The sequence below is a fragment of the Sporomusa rhizae genome (genome assembly GCF_041428845.1).
Classification (GTDB): domain Bacteria; phylum Bacillota; class Negativicutes; order Sporomusales; family Sporomusaceae; genus Sporomusa; species Sporomusa rhizae.
Map to the genome: position 1 here is coordinate 1,251,431 of NZ_CP156925.1, position 21,189 is coordinate 1,272,619.

At 49.2% G+C, this 21,189-nt stretch carries 10 protein-coding genes and 3 riboswitches; all 10 genes read left to right on the plus strand.

From position 1 onward, the window contains the following. The first annotated feature begins 87 nt into the window (after positions 1-87). The 10 genes from SRRS_RS05560 to SRRS_RS05605 all read left to right on the plus strand — a co-directional run bounded on the left by SRRS_RS05560 (position 88) and on the right by SRRS_RS05605 (position 20,952). A complete protein-coding gene (locus SRRS_RS05560) occupies positions 88-6,039 on the plus strand; it encodes an autotransporter outer membrane beta-barrel domain-containing protein (protein ID WP_371366976.1) in 5,952 nt (1,983 codons plus the stop codon). A 90-nt stretch (positions 6,040-6,129) separates the two neighbouring features. Beyond that, positions 6,130-6,588: a hypothetical protein gene (locus SRRS_RS05565; RefSeq protein ID WP_371366978.1), complete on the plus strand. Its 459-nt coding sequence runs from the start codon at positions 6,130-6,132 to the stop codon at positions 6,586-6,588. 71 nt (positions 6,589-6,659) lie between these two features. Beyond that, on the plus strand, positions 6,660-7,091 hold the full coding sequence (locus SRRS_RS05570) for an OmpH family outer membrane protein (RefSeq protein WP_371366979.1): 432 nt from the start codon (positions 6,660-6,662) through the stop codon (positions 7,089-7,091). A gap of 227 nt (positions 7,092-7,318) precedes the next feature. Next, positions 7,319-8,389: a hypothetical protein gene (locus SRRS_RS05575; RefSeq protein WP_371366981.1), complete on the plus strand. Its 1,071-nt coding sequence runs from the start codon at positions 7,319-7,321 to the stop codon at positions 8,387-8,389. Continuing rightward, the gene (locus SRRS_RS05580) at positions 8,323-13,224 is read left to right on the plus strand and encodes an autotransporter outer membrane beta-barrel domain-containing protein (RefSeq protein ID WP_371366983.1); all 4,902 of its coding nucleotides are present in this window, start codon (positions 8,323-8,325) and stop codon (positions 13,222-13,224) included. The genes SRRS_RS05575 and SRRS_RS05580 overlap by 67 nt, the downstream gene beginning before the upstream one ends. A gap of 294 nt (positions 13,225-13,518) precedes the next feature. Continuing rightward, positions 13,519-13,701, plus strand: a riboswitch (cobalamin riboswitch). Between the two features lie 169 nt (positions 13,702-13,870). Continuing rightward, on the plus strand, positions 13,871-14,905 hold the full coding sequence (locus SRRS_RS05585) for a type II secretion system protein GspD (RefSeq protein ID WP_371366985.1): 1,035 nt from the start codon (positions 13,871-13,873) through the stop codon (positions 14,903-14,905). Between the two features lie 25 nt (positions 14,906-14,930). After that, positions 14,931-15,332 carry a hypothetical protein gene (locus SRRS_RS05590; protein ID WP_371366987.1) on the plus strand — a complete coding sequence of 134 codons (402 nt, stop codon included), beginning with the start codon at positions 14,931-14,933 and terminating at the stop codon, positions 15,330-15,332. 49 nt (positions 15,333-15,381) lie between these two features. After that, positions 15,382-16,164: a hypothetical protein gene (locus SRRS_RS05595; protein ID WP_371366989.1), complete on the plus strand. Its 783-nt coding sequence runs from the start codon at positions 15,382-15,384 to the stop codon at positions 16,162-16,164. 5 nt (positions 16,165-16,169) lie between these two features. Continuing rightward, positions 16,170-16,353, plus strand: a riboswitch (cobalamin riboswitch). A gap of 126 nt (positions 16,354-16,479) precedes the next feature. Then, positions 16,480-16,671, plus strand: a riboswitch (cobalamin riboswitch). 168 nt (positions 16,672-16,839) lie between these two features. Continuing rightward, positions 16,840-19,440: a TonB-dependent receptor gene (locus tag SRRS_RS05600; protein WP_371369729.1), complete on the plus strand. Its 2,601-nt coding sequence runs from the start codon at positions 16,840-16,842 to the stop codon at positions 19,438-19,440. Positions 19,441-19,584: 144 nt separating this feature from the next. Next, positions 19,585-20,952, plus strand: a complete 1,368-nt coding sequence (locus tag SRRS_RS05605; protein WP_371366990.1) for a hypothetical protein — start codon at positions 19,585-19,587, stop codon at positions 20,950-20,952. The last annotated feature ends 237 nt before the right edge of the window (positions 20,953-21,189 follow it).

Genomic DNA, 21,189 nt, shown 5'->3' on the forward strand with positions numbered 1-21,189 from the left:
GCGGCGGCACAAAAACTCTCTGACTCTATTCAGCGGGATAGAGTCGGAGATGCCCTTCAGGGGCAATAAGGGGAAGGTGGTAAACAGGTGAAAAGAAAAAGATTTACACGCAAAACACGTAATCTGGCCTTAGGGGTGGCGCTAGCGCTTGGTTGCAGTGTTTCACCCTGGGGCCTGGCCTTGGCTGCCGAACAAGCGGATACGGCTGAACAGTTTGCAATTTCCATCAGCGGTGCCAAAGAGCAGGCCGACACTACACTGCCGTATTTTCAAAACCGGAACTTTTTAGCGACGGTTATGGAGGTTAGCAGCAATCCGGGATTTGTTACTATGGACAAGGATTCTGCCAACATCACTATCGATAAATATACAGGTGATTCCGGTGTGTATGTGTACACGCACGATACCGCCAATCCTACCACGATTTATGGCGGCAACATTACCGTTGTTTCGGCAGACAAAGATGTCAACGGTAAAAACGCTTTTGTCCGGCTGCGCACCGACAGCAGCGGTATTGACCTGACCAAGGATGAGAATGCTGTTTTAGGAGTTTTGAATGCGTTAGCGCAAAAACTGACTTACAGTAATCATGCCAGTGAATCTAATCTGAGCGGTTATGCAGAAATCGCCGAAGGTCTGACACAGGGATCTTTTGTCAAGAAACAGGGGGATATCTTTTTTGATTATGATACCGGGCAAGGAACAGTCTACAATTTTAATTCTTTTAATAAAGTTGGCAGTGTCCTTACCGGTGACGAAGAAAAAGATACGGATTACAAAGATTATATTCAGAAAGATCCGTCTAATTCCGAGCCTTTCAAGAAGGTTGTATATAATTTCAAAGGCAGTACGACCATCGCTCCTGTTGTGAACAGTACGGTTTCCGGTGGTAATTTTGCTGCCATTATGCCGGCTGCCGGCAAAGAGTTTTTTGTTACCAGCGGCGGTGCTTCCAATCAATCGCTCACCTTAGATTTGACCGGTATTAAAACCAACGGCGGCAAAGTTTACGGCATCTACAATGATCAGGCTGCCGCCGTAAAGGTACAGGGCAATGGTGGTTTAACTATCATTGGTACTACGGACGGTACCTATGCGGGCGGAGTTTTTGCGGGGAATGCCCATGGTACGGGTACCAGCACTGTTGAAATTGATGAAGTATATGGCGATAATTCGCTGAAAATAACAGGCACAGGCCAGGATTTTGCCGGCATTAAAGCGGTTAAGAACGGAGTAATTAACAGCAGAGCCTGGGTAAATATCACCACCGACGGCGGCTATGGCGTTGTTGCCGAAAACGGTGGAGTTGTCAATTTTAACAAAACGGATCTACAAAGTGTCATAAATGCTAACGGGAAAGTTGCTTTGTATGCGAAAGACGGCGGTAAAATCAATTTCCTTGGCGCTAAAACAATCAATGGGGATGCTGTGGCGGAAGGGGCAGGCAGCAGCATTGACCTTGCTGTAGGCAGTGGCAGCTGGATCGGTAACGCTGTCGGTCATGTTAATGTCAATCTCAATAATATGTCGGAAGGCTGGAAAGGCAATTTTGACAGCGATGGCACCCTGTCCATTACGGCTGCCAAGTGGGAAGGAAATGCTGCCAGAGACGGAGCGAAGGTATTATTGTTGGACAAAGCAAATTGGACAGGGGTGATGGAAAAGGCCGGCAATCTTACCTTACTGGGCCGTTCCAACTGGGTTAATACCGGTAATAAGGCAACAGCCCTCCAAACCTTTACCGGCGCGAACATCGACGGCTTAAAAGGCAGCATTACCAGCGCCGCCGATCTTACCATCGATAAATACAGCGGTCAGGCGGCCGTATATTTTACCCATGATGCCGCCAATCCCACTACCATTCAGGGCGGTAAAGTAACTATCAAATCGGCCGATAAAGAAGCTGCCATTACCTTGAGGACAGATAATTCCGGCATCGATCTTGCCAATGATACGGCCGTGAAAAACGTGCTGAACAGTATGGCGCAGAAGCTTACCTACAGCGCGTATGTAACCGGTGAAAACAATCTGGCCGGTTATGCGGAAATCGCCGAAGGGCTGACGGCAGGGTCCCTGGCTCAGAAAATCAGCACCATTCGCTTTGACAAAACCACCGGTGCAGGCAGCGTGGCGGGTGCCGGGCTTACACCGTTTAATGCCGTCATTACCGGTGACAGTACAAAAGATAAAGCCTTCGCCGATCGCGGCGTTCTTACCGTGGACGGCAATACCTCCACCTACCGCTTTACACAGGATACTATTATTAATAATACCATCAATGTGGAAGGGGCCACTCCCAACCCGGACAATATGAAATATGCCGTTGCAATCAATCCCGATGCCAATAAAGATATTGTTCTGAATATGAATGGTCATGATCTGATTGTTAAAAACAATATCGGCCAGGGCCAAATGGCGCAATCGACCTCGGCCATTATCTATGCGCTTAACAGCGGTACTTCGATAACGATCAACGACCCGGGAGCCATTGATCTGAGCACATTTTCACAAGCCTTTTACGCCGGCGGGGTTTGCGCCGGCAGCAGATTTGCCACAGATGCGAAAGTCTGCAAAGTAATTATCAACAATGACAACAACTGGGCGCATGCCGTAAAAATCAGAGGCGTCATGGGCATGGGCGGAGTCGGCTCCGACAGTATTTTTAATGTCAACTGGACGGGGATGAAAGTATTTGATCATGGTCATATCGACATTAAAGGACTGGTGGATATCGAATCCTACGGCGCCTGGGGCCTGAGTGCGATTGGCAGCGACGGCAATATTCATGTTGGCGGCGGACGGATTGTGTCCAAGGATTATTCTTCTCTTGACGCTTATAATAACGGTACCGTTAATGTCAATGTCAGCGGCAGCGGCAATAGTTTACAAGCCGGCGACCATGATGTCATGATCGAAGGCAACCTGAGAGCAACCGGCCAGTGGGTGGGCGCCGGCAGCGGCGGCAATATCAATGTGGCACTTGTTAATAAAGATTCCTATCTAAAAGGTTTGGCGGACAATCCGGCCGGCGGCACGATCAATCTGTTCCTTAAAAACGGGGCCACCTGGACCAACAAGGACGGCGGCTTCCGCTATGGCAACAATTCTGTTTTCGATGATAATGCCAAGAGTCTGGTCACCCATTTCTACGGCGGTGACAGCGAAGCCAATCGTGGTATCATCATCCAGAAACAAACCGGTAAAATCACATTGGCTAACTACCAGGGACATGCATTAGCCTATTATGAACATGATGCCGCCGATCCGACGAAAATTCTTGGCGGTGATCTGGAAATTACGTCAGCTGTGAAAAACGGCAATGACAATGCGGTCATTACCCTGCGTACCGATAATAGTGGCGTCAATGTAAATGACAAAGACCTGGTAACCAAAGTCTTAGATAATTTGGCAACGAAACTCAGCTACACCAATTACTTGACAGGAGAACGTAATCTGACCGGTTATGCGGAAATCGCCGAAGGTCTGACTTCGTCGAAAATAGTCCGGCAGGAAAAAATCATTTTTGACGAAAACAGCGGCGCTGGCCGGATATCGGCAGATCCCCTGGGACAGACTACCACGAAATTTACAACCTCCATCACCGGTGACGTTGCGGCAGATGAGCAATACCGCAAAGCCGGCACCATCATTGACGGCAAATATGTGCTTGCCAAAGCCACAGTCATTGCCTTAGGCGAAAGCTCGGTCATCGGTGGTAATAATTATAATGCTACCGGTATTCAAGCCTATACGCCCTGGCCTGCGTACGGTCAGGAACCAAGTTCTTATAAGAAAATGACGATTGTGGCTAAAAACGGCCTAAAGATTGATGGTATGAATGCCAATAAGAGTAATGCCGGCATCTACAGCGGCAACGGCAGCGAACTTACCATTGACGGGAATGTTGACATGGAGCTGATTAGTAAACCTAGTTACGGGACAACCGTTGGTATCATTCAGGATTTTCAAAACGGGCAAGCCGGTGCGAAAGCAAGCCTTACCATTAATGGCGATGTTACTATGGATATCAAGCACCAACCTACTGATGACACTAGTGTGGCTCAGACATTCAGCCCGCGGAGCGAATCTGTTGTGGGCATCTTGAATAAAGAGTCCAACGGCAGCGTCATCAATATCAATGGCCTGCTGGATCTCAAGATCAATGGTAACGGCGTGGTGGCCGACAGCCCCACCGATGCTGCCGGTGTGATCAACTTAAAAGGCGGGCGGATTACTACGAATGAAAATCAAGATGTCAATAATCATGCGCTGACAGCCTACAGCGGGACCATCAGCTTGAATATGATTCCGGCGCCGACTACGGCCGCTAAGACTATGGCAGCGGCAACTCTGGCTCCCGGCAGCACCAAAGTTGAAGTCGAGGGCAATATTCTGACTATGAAAAATACCGCTACATCGGCTGCCGGCAACAATCTGCTCGACGGCACGATTAATATGGCTTTGACTACAGGTCAATCCTACTGGAAAGGTGTTGCCGACAATGCCGGAGCCGATAAACTGGGCACCTTCAATCTGTATGTACAAAGCGGTGCTTTATGGATCCATGATTCGCAGGGGAAAACATATGATACTTCTGCAAATCAGTGGGTTACGGAAGAACTTAAAGGTAAATTTGACGGTGTCAGCCATGTAACCAGCTTCCACGGCGGCGACAGCGATGCCAAACGCGGGATCATTCAGCAAAAGAGCAATACCGGCATTGCCATAGACAACTATAGCGGCAACACCATGGTCATCTACGGCCATAACAGCCAAAAACCGGCAGAAATTACTGGCGGTGACATCAGTATCAAAAAGGCGGCAGCAGGCTCGGCCATAACCTTGATGACCGACAGCAGCGGCATCAATGTCGAAGCAAAAGAAACCGTCAACGAAGTACTGAACGCCCTGGCCGGCAAACTGACCTACAACAATTATGCGACAGCAAACGGTGGGGAACGTAATCTGACAGGCAAAGTAGCCATTGGCGAAGGACTGACCGCGCCCGGTATCCTATGGAAAGTCGGCGATATCAAGTTTAACAACAACGGCACCGGCAGTCTGGCGGAAGGCTCGGTGATAACACCGGATAACCCCATTGAATATGGCCAATACGAAACCATGATCATGAGTGGGACTAAATCCGCGATGGTATCCTCAGCCATGCTGTGGCGGGCGGAAAACAACGATATGCAAAAACGGCTGGGAGAACTGCGTCTGTCGCCGCCGTCGGCCGGGATCTGGGCGAACATCTACGGTGGAAAATCCAAATACGATCAGGATAACACCCGTTACAGCACCAGCTATAAAGCCGTCCAGATTGGTTATGACAAAGAAGTAAATAGCGGCTGGCACCTTGGTGTGGCCGTAAGCCATAACGACGGTGACAGCGACTACATCCTGGGCGGCAGCGGCGACAATACGGCCACCAGTTTGTCCCTATATGGCAGCTGGCAGGGAGATAAAGGGCATTACACCGATATCGTCCTAAAAGGCGGGCAGATAAAAAATGATTTCACCGTTTACAACGAAATGGGCCATAAAGTAGCAGGCGACTACAAAACCAACGGCCTGTCGGTGAGCGCGGAATACGGCCGGCGGATCGAATACCGGAACGGACTGTACGTAGAACCGCAAGTGCAGCTGAGCTGGGGCCGGCTGCAGGGCAAAGACTATACGGCCACCAGTGATGTCAAAGACGCAGCCGGCAATTACCGGACGATGAATATCAGCCAGGATGGCTTTACCAGCCTGGTAGGCCGCATCGGTGTGGGCGTAGGCCGGATGACGGATAAGAGCAGCATCTATGCAAAAGCCTTCTTGGCCCATGAATTCCGCGGCGACTTCAGCAGCCGGTTCATCGCCGAAGAAGCCAAAAGCAGCCAGATTAGCCTTGGCGGCAGTTGGGGTATCTTCCAGCTCGGCGGCAGTACTAAGGTCGGCAAAAATTCCTATGCGTATGCCAACCTGGAAAAAAGTGTAGGCGGGGATGTGGATACCGACTGGCGAGTTGACGCGGGTATGCGCTGGAGTTTCTGATGAATGTACAGGGAGGATTCCGCAAGGTATTATAACCTGCAGATTTATGCAATAACACCACAAATATGATAAAGAAGAGGATGAAAATGTATGACCGAAAACCTGGAAACCGTAAAAGAAAATGTAAAAGTGGCCGCTTTTGAGCAGTATCTTGTTGATAACAAAGTCGAAGGATTTACTACCAGGGTGGTAAACGATCAATTAAACAGCGTAGTCTTCCACAGCAATCTGGCTGTGAAGGGGCAAAATCTGCCGGTAGCCGTCATCATCGACGACAGTGTTTATACCATGATTCAGGTACAGGTAATAGGCGATGCAGGCAGCCAAAAATCTATGCAGGAACTGGCCGTATATGCCAATGAACTGAATCAGACTTACCGGATGCTGAAATATTTGGTGACAGCGGAAGGAAATCTAGATGTAAGCTGTTGTGTGGCGTCCGATCATGACAAGTTTGAGCCTAAGCTGGTTATCGGAATTTTGGATCAGATATTGCAGCATTTGAATCAGGAATATCCTAATTTTATGCGTAAGATTTGGGTGGAGTAACGTCTGGTCTTAGTCGCTCGCCTGGTCCGTAGTGGCTTTAAAATATGTCATTTAATAAGGAGAGAAACTTTATGATAAGAAAATTATTTACTTCCCTATTCTTCGTACTAATATTATTTGGCGTGTGTGGTATGGCCGCGCCCAACGAAGTTCTGGCTGCCGAACAGATCGGTTATGTTAATGTGCAAAAAGTATTTAATAATTATCCTGATGTAAAGTCGGCTATTTCGGCAATTGATTTGGAACGACAAAATGCACAAAAACAATTTAATGAGCAGAGTACATCTCTGGACGACAACGGCAAAGCCGATTTGAACAAAAAGCTGGCAGAACAGGTTAACAACAAGGAAAAAGAAATGCTGGGACCCATTCAGAAAAAAATCAGCGAAGCAATTGTTAAAGTTGCCAAAGCACAAGGTGTTGGAACCGTTTTAGACAGCAGCACGATAATATTTGGCGGCAAAGACCTGACTGAAGCAGTAATTACTGAAGTAGCAAAATAAAGAGTAAAAAATACAATCACCGTTATTCAACCTGCGACAGACAGGGAGGGGATGTGTAGTTTACACAGGCAGTTTTGCCATAGGAACGCAGAAGTCTCTCTGGGGATCATCACAGAGAGACTTCTTTTGTTTGGCGTAAGATAAATTTTAAAAGTTACATTCCCCTGCTTTATTCAGCAGGGAAGAGTCAGAGATGCCTTAGGGCACTATGGAAAGGTGGTAAACAGGTGAAAAGAAAGAAGAGTACCCGCAAAACACGTAATCTGGCCTTACTGGTGGCCGTCACGCTGGGGTGCAGTGTTGCGCCCTGGGGCCCGGCCCTGGCGGCCGAGCAGGTGGAGACGGCTGAACAGTTTACAATTTCCGTCAATGGCGACAAAGAACAGGCCGGCGCTATGCTGCCGTATTTCCAGAACAAAAACCATTTGGCGACCGTCGCGGCAGAACGCAGTATCAGCCCCGGATTTGTTGTCATGGATAAAAATTCGACGGATATCACTATTGATAAATATACCGGCGACTCTGGTGTGTATGTTTACACGCATGACACCGCCAATCCAACCACGATTTATGGCGGTAATCTAACCATTGTTTCGGCGGGCAAAGATGCAGCCGGCCAGAAGGCTGCTGTTACGCTGCGCACCGACAGCAGTGGGATTGCCGTGACCGACAGCGATGTTGTCCTAGGCGTTTTGAATGCACTGGCGCAAAAACTGACGTATAAAAACTATGTGAAGGCAAACGGCAATGAACGCAATCTGACCGGTTATGCAGAAATTGCCGAAGGACTGACACAGGGGTCTTTTACAATGAGGAAGGGAACTATTTCTTTTGTCGCTGCAACCGGTCAGGGAAAAACAGGCTCTTTTAATTCTTCTAACCGGTTTACTACTGTTCTTACCGGTGACCAGGCAACAGATACAGAATACAAAGATTACATTCAGAATGATCCTGCTAATGCCGAACCTTTGAAAAAGACTATCTATAGCTTACGAGACAGCACTATCATCAACCCGGATGTGACCAGCACGGCGGCAGGAAAAAATTTGGCCGCTATTATGCCGGCAGCCGGTAAAGCTTTTTATATTGATACTATAACATGTACCTTGGATCTGACGGGTATCAAGAACAATGGCGGCAAAGTTTACGGGATTTACAATGATCAGGCTGCCGGCGTTAGGGTAAGTGCACCTGGCGGTATGAGTAACTCGGTCCTGCGGACGGTACCTATGTGGGTGGCATCTTTGCCGGCAACGCCAACGGAGAAGGAACCAGCACTGTGCAGATTGATAATGTGAATTATGATAATTACCTGAATATCACCGGCACAGGCAAAGAGTTTGCGGGCATCAAAGCAGTCAAGAACGGGATAATCAACAGCACCGTCGGGATCAATATCGTTACCGACGGCGGCTATGGTGTGGTTGCGGAAAACGGTGGGATTGTCAATATTGGCAACCGGACAGAGACGGATGTGAAAGGCATCATCAATACGAATGGGAAAGTGGCACTGTATGCTAAAAACGGCGGAAAAATCACGTTTGCCGGCGCTAAAGAAATTAATGGGGATGCCGTGGCGGAAGGAGAAGGCAGCAGCATTGACCTTACGCTGGGTGACGGAGTGTTTGGCGGGACCTGGACCGGCAACGCTGTCGGCCATGTGAATGTAAATTTGGCCAAACTGGCGAAAGTCTGGCAAGGACGGTTTGACAGCGATGGCACTTTATCGATCAGTAAAGGCGGTTGGGAAGGCAATGTTCTAAGAGAAGGGGTAAATATTGTGTTGCAGTCCACCGCCAATTGGACCGGGACGATGGAAAAGGCAGGAAACCTTACGTTACTGGGTCGTTCCAACTGGGTTAATAGCGCTGATAAAGCAACAACGGTCAAAACCTTTACCGGTCCGAACGTCGACGGCCTAAAAGGCAGCATTACCAGCGCTGCCGATCTTGCTATCGAAAAGTACAGTGGCATGGCCGCCGTGTATTATACCCATGACGCTGCCAATCCCGCCAGCATCCAGGGCGGCAAGATAACCATCAAGTCAGCGGATAAAGAGGCCGCCATTACCTTGCGGACAGACAGCTCCGGGATTGATCTTGCCAATGACGCGGTCGTAAAAAGCGTCATGAACAGCCTGGCGCAAAAGCTGACCTACAGCGCGTATGTAACCGGCGAAAATAATCTGACCGGTTATGCGGAAATCGCTGAAGGCCTGACGGCCGGCGCTCTTTCCTACAAAGTCAGTAATATTACCTTCAGCAAAACCACCGGCGCCGGCAGTGTAACGGATGCCGGAATTACACCGTTTAATGCCGTTATTACCGGCGACAGTACCAAGGATAAAGCCTTTGCCGACCGCGGTGTTTTAACCGAGGCCGGCAATACCTCCACCTACAGCTTTACGCAGGATACCATTATCAATAATTCTATCAATATTGAAGGCGCCACGCCTGATCCCACCAATATGCAATATGCCGTTGCCATTTATCCGGATGCCAAAAAGGATATCGTTTTGAATATGAACGGCCATGACCTTGTTATTCGCAACAATATCGGCCTGGGCGAAATGGCTCAGTCGACATCGGCCGTCATTTATGCTCTAAACAGCGATACCTCAGTAACTGTCAACAATCCGGGAGCCATTGATCTGAGTACATTTTCCAGCGCCTACTACGCCGGCGGGATTGCCGCCGGTGACCGGTACACCAAGGATACTCTGTCCTGCGAAGTGACGATCAACAATGACAACAGCTGGGACCATGCCGTGAAAATCAGAGGTGTTATGGGCATGGGCGGCGTAGGGTCCGGCAGCATTTTTAATATCAACTGGACGGGGATGAAAGTATTCAATCATGGCCATATCGACATTAAAGGACTGGTGGATATCGAATCCTACGGTGCCTGGTGCGCGAGCGCTATTGGCAGCGACGGTTATATCAACATCGGCGGCGGCCGGATCGTGTCCCAGGATTATCCTTCGCTCGATGCCTACGACAACGGTACTGTCAATGTAAATGCCAGCGGCAGCGGCGACGCACTGACAGCCGGCAGCAACGATGTCATGATTGAAGGTAACCTGAAAGCAACCGGCCAGTGGGCAGGTGCCGGCAGCGGCGGCCATATCAATGTGGCTCTGGTCAATAGCAAATCCTATCTGGCGGGCCTGGCGGACAACCCGGCCGGCGGCACGATCAACCTGTTCCTGCAAAACGGAGCCATCTGGACCAACCGTGACGGTGGCTTCCGCTATGGCTCCGATTCCAGCTTCCGCGATGACGCTGTAAGCCGTGTCACCCATTTCTACGGCGGCGGCAGCGAAGCCAGCCGCGGCATTATTGTTCAAAAACAGACCGGCGATATTATTCTAGATAATTATACGGGTTATACTTTAGCTTATTTCGCAAGAGACAAAGAGAATGCTACAGAAATCTCCGGCGGAGATATCATTATTAAACATGCCGCTAAAACCGGAGATAAAAATGCACATATCACTATGCGCACCGACAGCAGCGGCCTGGATTTGAAAAATGAAGCGACTGTTTCTTCGGTTCTAAATACCTTAGCAGGCAAGCTGTTCTATTACGGATATGTTGATGGAGAACGCAACCTGAGCGGTACGGCAGAAATCGCGGAAGGACTGACCGCTTCCGCCTTTCAAAAGCAGGCAGATATCCTGTTTGATGAAAACAGCGGTGCCGGTCGCGTAACGAAAGCCCCCTTGGGTCAGACAGCAACCCTGTTTAATCAGGTGTTGACAGGGGATGCAAATACTGATTTCGAATACAAGAAAGCCGGTGTTCTTCAGAAAGGTAATTATGTCTTTGATAAGACTACTGCCATAAAAACCTCAACATGGATTTCCAATGATTATTCCGTGCAAAAAGCTGCAATTATCGCTGCGCTTCCTCATGGTAGCACCGATGTTAAGAATGTTGTCATTAATGCGGACCGCGGGCTTAAATTGGACGGCTCGGAAGGCGGAATTGGCATTTTTAACGGATATGGATCAACCCTTACCATAAACGGTGATATGGAAATTAATGTAGCAGACGGCACCGGCATTTATCAGGGAGAAACACTTTATAGGGACAAGGAAAAGAAAGCATCTTTGACCATAAACGGTGATGTGAAAATCAGGATGACAACAACAAGCGGGACAGTATTGGATAATCCTTTAGACGTAAGTAATGCCGCCATTCTAAGTGACGAGGGAGACGGTAGCAGCATTCATATTAATGGCCTGGTAGATATTGAAACGGCCGGCACGGGCATAGCTGTCAGATGCAATCAATACACTGATTCACCGGCAGTTACAGTAAAAGGCGGCCGCATCGTAGCACAAAGTAATCCGACAATGAATAACCATGCGCTTACTGCTTATAGAGGTACCATTAATGTAGGCATGGAACAGGGCGAAAACAGCATCTTAACATCCGGTACGGCGAAAACAGAGATAGAGGGGAATATCTTTACCACAAAAGATTGGATTTTTAATCCGGATGCGCCTCATGTGTTGTTCCCGAAGTTGTTCGACGGCACCATCAACCTGGCCCTGACCACCGGCGAGTCCTACTGGAAGGGCGTTGCCGACAATGCCGGCGCCGACAAGCTGGGCACCTTCAACCTGTATCTAAAGAACGGCGCGCTGTGGATTCATGATTCCCAGGGACAAACGTATAATCAGACCAATACAGGAGTGTTGCCGGGCGCCTTTGACGGTGTCAGCCATGTAAGCAGCTTCCATGGCGGCGACAGCGACGCCGGCCGGGGCATTATCCAGCAAAAGAGCAATACCGGCATCGCCATAGACAACTACAGCGGCAAAACCATGGTCATCTATGGCCATAACAGCCAAAACCCGGCGGAAATCATGGGAGGCGGCATCAGTATCAAAAAGGCGGCGGCCGGCTCGGCCATAACATTGATGACCGACAGCAGCGGCATCAATATCGAAGCAAAAGAAACCGTCAACAAAGTACTGAACGCCCTGGCCGGCAAACTGACCTACAGCAATTATGCAGCAGCCAATGGAGCCGAACGTAATCTGACAGGTAAAGTAGCCATTGGCGAAGGACTGACCGCTCCCGGCATATTGTGGAGAGTCGGCACAATCAAATTTGCTGAAAATGGAGGAACAGGCAATTTGCAGGAAGGTTCTGTGGTAACGCCGGAAACTCCGAAACCGCCCATAGAGCTTGGCCAATACGAAACCATGATCATGAGCGGCACCAAATCGGCCATGGTGTCCTCCGCCATGCTGTGGCGGGCAGAAAATAACGATATGCAAAAACGGCTGGGAGAACTGCGGCTGTCGCCGTTGTCGGCCGGGATCTGGGCGAACATTTACGGTGGAAAATCCAAATACGATCAGGACAACACCCGTTACAGTACCAGCTATAAAGCCGTCCAGATCGGTTATGACAAAGAAGTAAATAGCGGCAGGCGCCTTGGTGTGGCCGTAAGCCATAACGACGGCGACAGCGACTACATCCTTGGCGGCAGCGGCGACAATACGGCCACCAGTTTGTCTCTGTACGGCAGCTGGCAGGGAGACAAAGGGCATTACACCGACATCGTCCTAAAAGGCGGGCAGATAAAAAATGATTTCACCGTCTACAACGAAATGGGCCATAAAGTAGCAGGTGACTACAAAACCAACGGCCTGTCGGTGAGCGCGGAATATGGCCGGCGGATTGAATACAGGAACGGGCTGTACGTAGAGCCGCAGATAGAGCTGAGCTGGGGCCGGCTGCAGGGCAAAGACTATACGGCCACCAGCGATGTCAAAGATGCCGCCGGCAACTACCGGACCATGAACATCAGCCAGGATGGCTTTACCAGCCTGGTAGGCCGCATCGGTGTGGGCGTAGGCCGGATAACGGACAAGAGCAGCATCTATGCAAAAGCCTTCTTGGCTCATGAATTCCGCGGCGACTTCAGCAGCCGGTTTATAGCCGAGGAAGCCAAAAGCAGCCAGATTAGCCTTGGCGGCAGCTGGGGCGTCTTCCAACTCGGCGGCAGCACCAAGGTCGGCCAAAACTCCTATGCCTATGCCAATCTGGAAAAGAGCGTAGGCGGCGACATAGAAACTGACTGGCGAGTTGACGCGGGTATGCGCTGGAGTTTCTGATAGAAAGCGTAGGGCGGGTTATGTAACGTCCGATCATGACAAGTTTGAACCGAAGCAAAAAGACCTGACCGAAGCAGTAATTACTGAAGTAGCAAAGGTGATTGGATTGAGCAATCACCTTTGAAGAAAAACAACACGCATAGAGAGAAGACCTAACAGCTAATGTAATCCGAGCTGTTAGGTTTTTTTATCCTGGATGTTCTGCAAATTTTGTCGAAATTTTCATGACAAAAACCTTCGACAAAATTAACCATATGTAGTAATATTTAAATATAAAGTAAAATATAGCAAAAATTTAATAATATTGGTACAGGTGCCCTACAGGGCTTAATAGGGAAGACCGGTTGAAAGCCGGCGCGGTCCCGCCACTGTAATGAGGAGCAACTCCATGTTATGCCACTGAGAAGAAAGTCTTGGGAAGGTTTGGAGAAGCGATGATTCAGAGCCAGGAGAACTGCCTGTATAACAATCACCGTTGACCTGCGAGCGATAGGGAGGGGATTAGTAAGACAATCTTGATTATTTATTCTTAGAATTTTATCGGGATAAATCAAGAAGCCTCTCTGCATGTGTCATCCAATCACATCGCAGGAGGCTTCTTTTTATTATTATCAAAACATATAACTTGCGAAAGCCGGTGAATATAGTGACCTGTTGCCGCTGGCATTGTGCTTTCTTTCTAGCATTGGTTTTACTGCTGTTTTCATTGCCCTGGCTGGCTTTAGCTGCACCGGCCGGCGTCGAACCTTCCGGGACAAGTCCGGAAAATCCACCGCCTGCTGCAACTAGCGCGTCCCCTCAGGTGCCGGTGTCAGACAGTCAGCCCGAATTCTTAGACGCAGGTCCCCTGGTTATCAGGCTGAACTATTTAAAGGTCGAGCAGGCGAAGCCGTTGCTTAGTGCTTTGGTGCCTGAGGACAAGCTCAAAGCAGATCCGGTGCGGAATATCCTGGTGATCATGAGCAGCCCTGATGTCTATGAACAGGTTAAGTATTTACTGGCCCAGATTGATACCCCGCCGCAACAGGTGATGTTCGAAGTGCAGGTCGTCGAACTTAACCGTGATGATTTGTCAAATCTTGGCATTGACTGGGGCGCATCGACCAAGCTGCCGCAAGCCATTCCTAACGACGAACTGCAGTTTAGGATCGGTATCGGGAATAATTATGGCGTAAATCTTCAAGGCGTTATTAACCGCTTAGTTGAAAACAAGAAAGGCCGTTTGCTGGCAAGTCCGCGGATCGCGACCTTAGACGGGGTAACGGCAAAAATTCTAATCGGGGACAAGCTGGCTGTGGAAACTTCCCAGCCTACCACCGGCAGTGTACCCATCATCTCCGTAATATATGTCGATGTTGGCATTAAACTAGAGGTAACCCCTACGGTAAACAAAGATGGCTATATAACCACCCACATTCAGCCGGAAGTTAGTAATCAAACCAATACTACGAAAAATGGCAATCCGAATATCCGGACCCGCCAGGCTGATGCCACCCTGCGGGTTAAGAGTGGCTCGACCATTGTTTTAGGCGGCTTGATTCAGCGTCAGGAAACCAAAGATACCTTCAAAGTTCCCTTGCTTGGAAACCTGCCGCTAGTGGGAGGCATGTTTCACTCAACCCTTAAGCAAGTAACTGAGACCGAGCTGGTTATTATGCTGACTCCAAAGATAATAGATTAGATACTATTTAGGAGGAATAAATATCATGAGTAGAACATTACGGGTAATCGGTCTGGCCATGTTAGTATTATTTTTAAACACCCCTTTACTGCAGATCGGTTTTGCTGCAACGACGATTCCACCTGTTTCCGGCGTTATATTAATGCCGCCGCTGGTTCAGTTATATGGTCACGTCGCATTAATCAATTGTTATGCGAATTCCAATAGCTGCTATGCGGTAATTGAACTCCGTGACACCCCCGGAAAATCGATTGTGGTCCGAACGTCGGAACAAAGACTGCAAAGCCTGTTGGAAACTGGGTTGGCAACAGGAAATCTTATTTCCTTTGTCGGACAGGGAGTAATTATTCAGTCACCTCCCCGGGGTGGTACGTGGAATATGGAGGTCTACTCTATTGACGAAGTAACAGTATATAACAAAAAGTAGATAGTGATGAATAACATAGGTGATTTCGTTATTTATCCGGGGTGATAGCATGAAAAAAAGCATATGTCTTATAACTTTCCTACTTATAGGGCTATTGTGCGTACAGCCAATTTCGGCGGCAGATGATTTGCTGGTTGCTGAGCAGTGGGCGCCGGTTATCCGCAAAATGGATAATAAAGATAGCCTGACCGCCCAGACCAATATGTTTACAGCAGTCGATTATGATCACGACTGGCGGCTGAATAATAACTGGTACAATTTGATGTTTTATCCGCCGAAACCAGCCGTGTATTATTCGGTGGTGGAAAGTGACACCCATTATTTTCTTGGCTACTATCAATATTATCCCAGACATATGGGGAGGAGCCAACATGAACATGATCTGACCGGAGTGTTGCTTGCTGTAGGCAAAACGCCAGACGGCGCCGGGCGGCTGGAGATGCTGTTAACCTACAGTAATCACAACTGGCAGAAGCAAAATGGTGCTAAGGTTCGCTTGGAAGGCGGGCGGCCAGTACTCAAAATCAGCGCCGGAACGCATGAGATTGCGGTTGTGGGCAAACGCAAACGGTTTTTGCCGGGGGAAGCCCATATCGGCTATAGTCTGATTCCCTTAACCCAGTTATGGGAGCAGCGCCGTGAAATCGGTCAAGGACGGGTCTTTGCCGGCTGGGGGTATTTTGACAGCTATAATGCCGTCAAAGTGACTGCGCCATGGCTTTGGGATTATCATCACATCAACTGGCTGACTAATCCGGGCGAATTATTTCAGTATTTATCCGGAACCCCCATACGAGAATGCAACTATCTTATCAATCCTTACATAAAGTAGACTGAAAAAAATATAGCGGTACAGGTGCCCTACGGGGCTTAATAGGGAAGTCCGGTGAAAGACCGGCGCGGTCCCGCCACTGTAATGAGGAGCAACTCCAGGTGATGCCACTGGGATGGAAAGTCTTGGGAAGGTTTGGAGAAGCAATGATTCAGAGCCAGGAGAACTGCCTGTATAACAATCACCATTGACCTGCGAGTGATGGGTAGGGGATTATTTGAGCAGTCTGTTCGATCAGCTTTTATAGCTATGATAAATGGATTTCTCATATAGTCAACACCTGGCAACGAGGATGGTTGAATATATGGGAAATCCATTTTTTGTTTCGGTACAGGTGCCCTGTAGAGGGCTTAATAGGGAAGTCCGGTGAAAAACCGGCACGGTCCCGCCACTGTAACACGGAGTCAGTCCTGAGATGTCACTGGATAAGTAGTGTCAACTTATCTGGGAAGGCTGGGCTGATGATGAACTGGAGTCAGGAGAACTGCCTGTACGGACAATCTTCGCTTAACCTGCGAGCGACAGGGAGAAGATTCGGAATTTACTTATGAGAGGAGGGCAATAGAACACTCTGACTGAAACAGTCAGCCTATTTCAGTAATTCGGAGTTTCTAAGAAGCAAAGGGGAGAGAGCAAGCATTGAAACAACGTAAACTAACAAAGAATGCCTTGGCAATGAGTATCGCCTGTTCTTTGGCATTCAGCCTGACGCCTGATTTCGGCGGCGTTGCCTATGCCGCCGAGCCTGACAGCAAGCAGTCACAGGAAACAACGGAAACTGTGAAAGCAGACAGCAAACCGGCGCAGGAATATACTCTGGAGTCCGTAACCGTCGAAGCCAAGCGCCCGGACTGGGAATCCAAGCTGTCACCAGGCACCGTAACCATTATCCGGCCTGATGATTACAAAGGTGAGCAGAAAACGCTGCCGGAACTCCTGAAAGATGTGCCTGGCGTCCATGTCCGTTATGTATCCGGCAAGGGCCAGTATACCACCGTCAGCGTCCGGGGCAGTACGGCGGCCCAGGTGGGCGTATTCGTGGATGGCGTGCTCTCCAACCTGGGTGGCGATGCGGCTGTCGATATCTCGACAATCCCCATCCACAATGTCGAACGGATCGAAGTCTACCGAGGTTATATTCCGGCCCGCTTTGGCGGCACCTATATGGGTGGGGTTATAAACATCGTTACCAAGAAGCCGGACAAAGCCAACATCTCGGCCCAGGTCGGCAAAAGCTCCTGGGGCGGCACCATCGCCGGCCTGGAGATCACCCAGCCTTTAGGGAGCGGCAGCCTGATGATCGGCATTAACCGCGATGAGAGTGATGGGGATTTTCGATATGAGAATCCTTACTCTAAAGAAGTCTATGCAAGAGATATGCCGGGGTTGCAGGCGAATATGAATTTTTTTATTCGTACCGTCAATGATAATTTGGATCTTTATACGGGAATTAATCCCGGTTATTCTACGTTGGAGGAAGTTGATGCGGCATTCAATAACCCGGCTGTCTACAATCAGTATTTGTCCGCTATACGGGGCAACTGGTATTGGCTTAATTGGCATTCTAGCAAGCAGGAGATGCTTGACGATTATATCTTAAATAACCGGGCTTCGACACTGGCTGAAGCGGAACAGCTATATAACCAGGAGGCCAAAGCCCAACTGGATGATGTAAGAACTAGTTTACACAATCAGAGCGCAGGAACTCGAAAACTAATGTCCGAGCTTTCTAACGACAACACCCGCTGGCGGAAGAATAACGACTACAAAAACACTGACGCCATTATCAAATGGCAGGACGACCACTGGCTGGTCAAGGGCAGCTGGAAGAAAATTGACCGGGGAATGCCCCGAAGAGTAGATGGGGATCCAACATTAAGCACAATAGTGGATCTGCCAGACAAATTCGAGCGGAAGCGGCAGGAACTGACTACCAAGGAACTGATGGTAGGCCGGCGGGATATGAGCGGCAATCTGGAATGGGGCTGGCAGCTTAACTATCTTGACCAGGATAAGCGCTACCGCAATCCGGACTATCAGAAGTTTGGCAAAATTCCTGCAGTATTTGAAGAATGGAGCGCTTTCGACTCCCGGCGGCTGGGCGGAGCCATTGATGGCACCTATAAGGCCGGTGACAACCATCTGCTTGAGTTCCTGGCAAACTGGTCGAAAGAGAAAATGGATGTTAACGGCAGCCGGATGGACAAATATGACTTTGAACCCAGTCTTACCAATCGCGAGCGGTTTCGGACATATTATGAACATACGCTGTTCAATCTCCAATTGCAGGATACCATTACCCTCAACCAGGCGGCTGATCTCTGGCTGACTCCCAGTATTCGCTACAATTATTCCAAGGTCATGGGCAGGGCGCTGGGAAAATCCGACTTAAATAAATGGGTCGATCAGGAGGATTCCCAGGTCAATGACAAGGTCACCTGGCAAGTGGCACTGAAAAAGCAGGTGGACGAGCATCTGACCCTGCGCTCTACCTACGGCACCTACTACCGGCTGCTCAACCTGTACGAGATTGCCGGCGACGGCGCCGGCATTCTGCCCCGGCCTAATGCTTATAACGATCCCAAGTATGCCGGTCAAAGCATATTCCCGGTACCCGAGGAAGGGACCCAATGGGACTTGGCAGCCATCTGGGACGGCAGACTGCTGGGCGCCAATTCCTCCAAGGTCCAATTGACCTACTTTGGCCGCGATTCCAAGAATATGCTCCACCTCTACCGATTCGGCTATAATTTTTGGTCTTACACCAATGCGCGCAAGGGGCAGGCCAACGGTGTGGAATTACAGGCTGATTTCAACTGGGACAAATGGGATATGAGCCTGGCAGGCACCTATCTGCATACCAAGCAGCAGACCAAGTATAATGCGCCTAGCTCCTCAACCGGCGAGATTTATTTCAGCTATCCGCAGTTGTATACGCCGGAATGGGAAGGCTCGGCCCGGCTGACCTACCGCCCGGACAACCGGCTGGCTGTTTTCGGCGAAGTAAAATATATTGATGAGATGGTTACCGGTATAGGTGCATATGATAAGCCCTATGGGCAAACCTCCCTGACAACCGTCGGCCTGGGGGCCAAGTATAAAATCGACAAAGATTGCCAAATCATCGCTGGCGTCAACGACCTCTTTGACAAAGGGCCGGAGATGACTTTTAACAGTGGTAATAATTACTCCGGAAGTTGGCAGGCCCAAAACATGCTGCTCGAATATCCCCTGCAAGGCCGTACCTATTATGTAACACTGCAGTACAAGTATTAAAAGCAACCTGCGGCGGTAAAGGAGGTGATGCCCACACGGAAAGAGGCCAGTATGGCGGAAAGGAAGTGATGGCAGGCAATAGGCAGTTAATATCCCCGGATTTTTCAGGCCGGAAAAAAATTTAAAAAAGCGAGGTTATGAGTCATGAAGATGAAATTCGGTTTTCTCAAACGGGTCATCGCAACAACTCTGACATTGTCCGTGCTTGGCAGTACCGTTGTAATGGCGGCCCCGGAGAATTTATTCGGCTATACCGTTGTTAATTCCGCTTATTCAGAAGGTCTGGCTGGCGCTATTAGCGGTGAACGGACAGGTAACCCGACCGACTTTACATCCAGCACCAAGGTAACCCCTTTAAATAGCGACCCAGCGCTGTTCAACTTCTTCCAGGGCAATGAAAGCCGACTGGTGCTGCGCCAGTATAATGTGAGCAGTCCTGCAGATTTAAAATTTAATAAAATCATTGATCCGTTTGCTTCTTCCTGGACACCTTCTCTTGCTGAACAGAAATGGGACGGAGTACGCAACTTGCACGCGGTAGCCACCAAAGGCAATTTCCTGTATGCCACCGGCTATGATTTGGGAAAAATTTCAGTGGTGAATATGAGCAGTGGCTATACGCAAACAACCAGCTATCAGTTTCCGACCGCCTGGCCGAGCATTCCCACATCAGTCGTACCTGCTGGTGCTTCGGTCCATGGTGAAGGTTTAACGGTAGTCGGCAACAATTTGTATGCGCTGTTTACCGTTAATCCAAGTGGAGGCTATTCAGTGTACTCTGACAGCGTTGTCGTAAAATTCAATATACTAGCCAATGGAACTCTGTCTTATGTAAACTATATGACCGTCGGCAAGAACGCTTTTACCCTCGACCATTATAACAACAAGCTGTACATCTGCGCCCTGGGCGGCATGCAGAACGCCGGCAGCTCCAATGCCGATACCCTCCTGAATATCATTGACCTATCTAACTTCACCAAGGCTACCGTTACCAAGACGGCTTCCATGGGCGGCGATTTCCGCGACATTACCATCGTTGACGCCAACACTGCCTATGTATTCCTGGGCAACTATGATACAAATTTTGCCAATATGGTCGGCGGCGTGTACCGCACTAGCGTAGCCAACCTTACTTCCCCGTCGCTTTGGACTAAGGTTAGCGATGTGAATTCGGCCGGTTATCTTTGGGGCATCTATGCCGACAGCAACCGGTTCTGGTTTGTCAAGGGCAATCAGATTGACATCTATTCCGGTCTGCCTGCCAGCACCTCTGATAAAGCTACCAAAACTTTCACTCCGACCCAACTGGGCTACACCGGCGGCAACCTGAACTCGGCGATTATTCTTGCCCCTGATAAGACTTCAACCTTCAGCGCCCAACTCAGCTCAGGCATGGCCAAGTCCTTTGCCTCGCACTCTGTTCTTGCCCAACAAGCCCGCAAAATTGCCGAAGAACGCAAGAGTGGCCTAAAAACGGTAAATGGACAGAGAGTCCTTACCTTTAATAAATAGGAAATAGAATTTTTCGGCGATAAGAATCACCCCGCCCTTCAGACACTCCTCACAGAGGGGAATTGGGGTTTAACAATTAACAAGCACTATTTGCCTGTTACAGGACAAATAGTGCTTGTTAATTCCTGTCGCCAGCGTTTACTTTTCAGTGGCAGACAGAATCGGCAGAATTTAATAGGGAAGACCGACTTCTTCAGTCGCCAATGGTTCGACGCAAGCCGATACCGGAGTTGCATT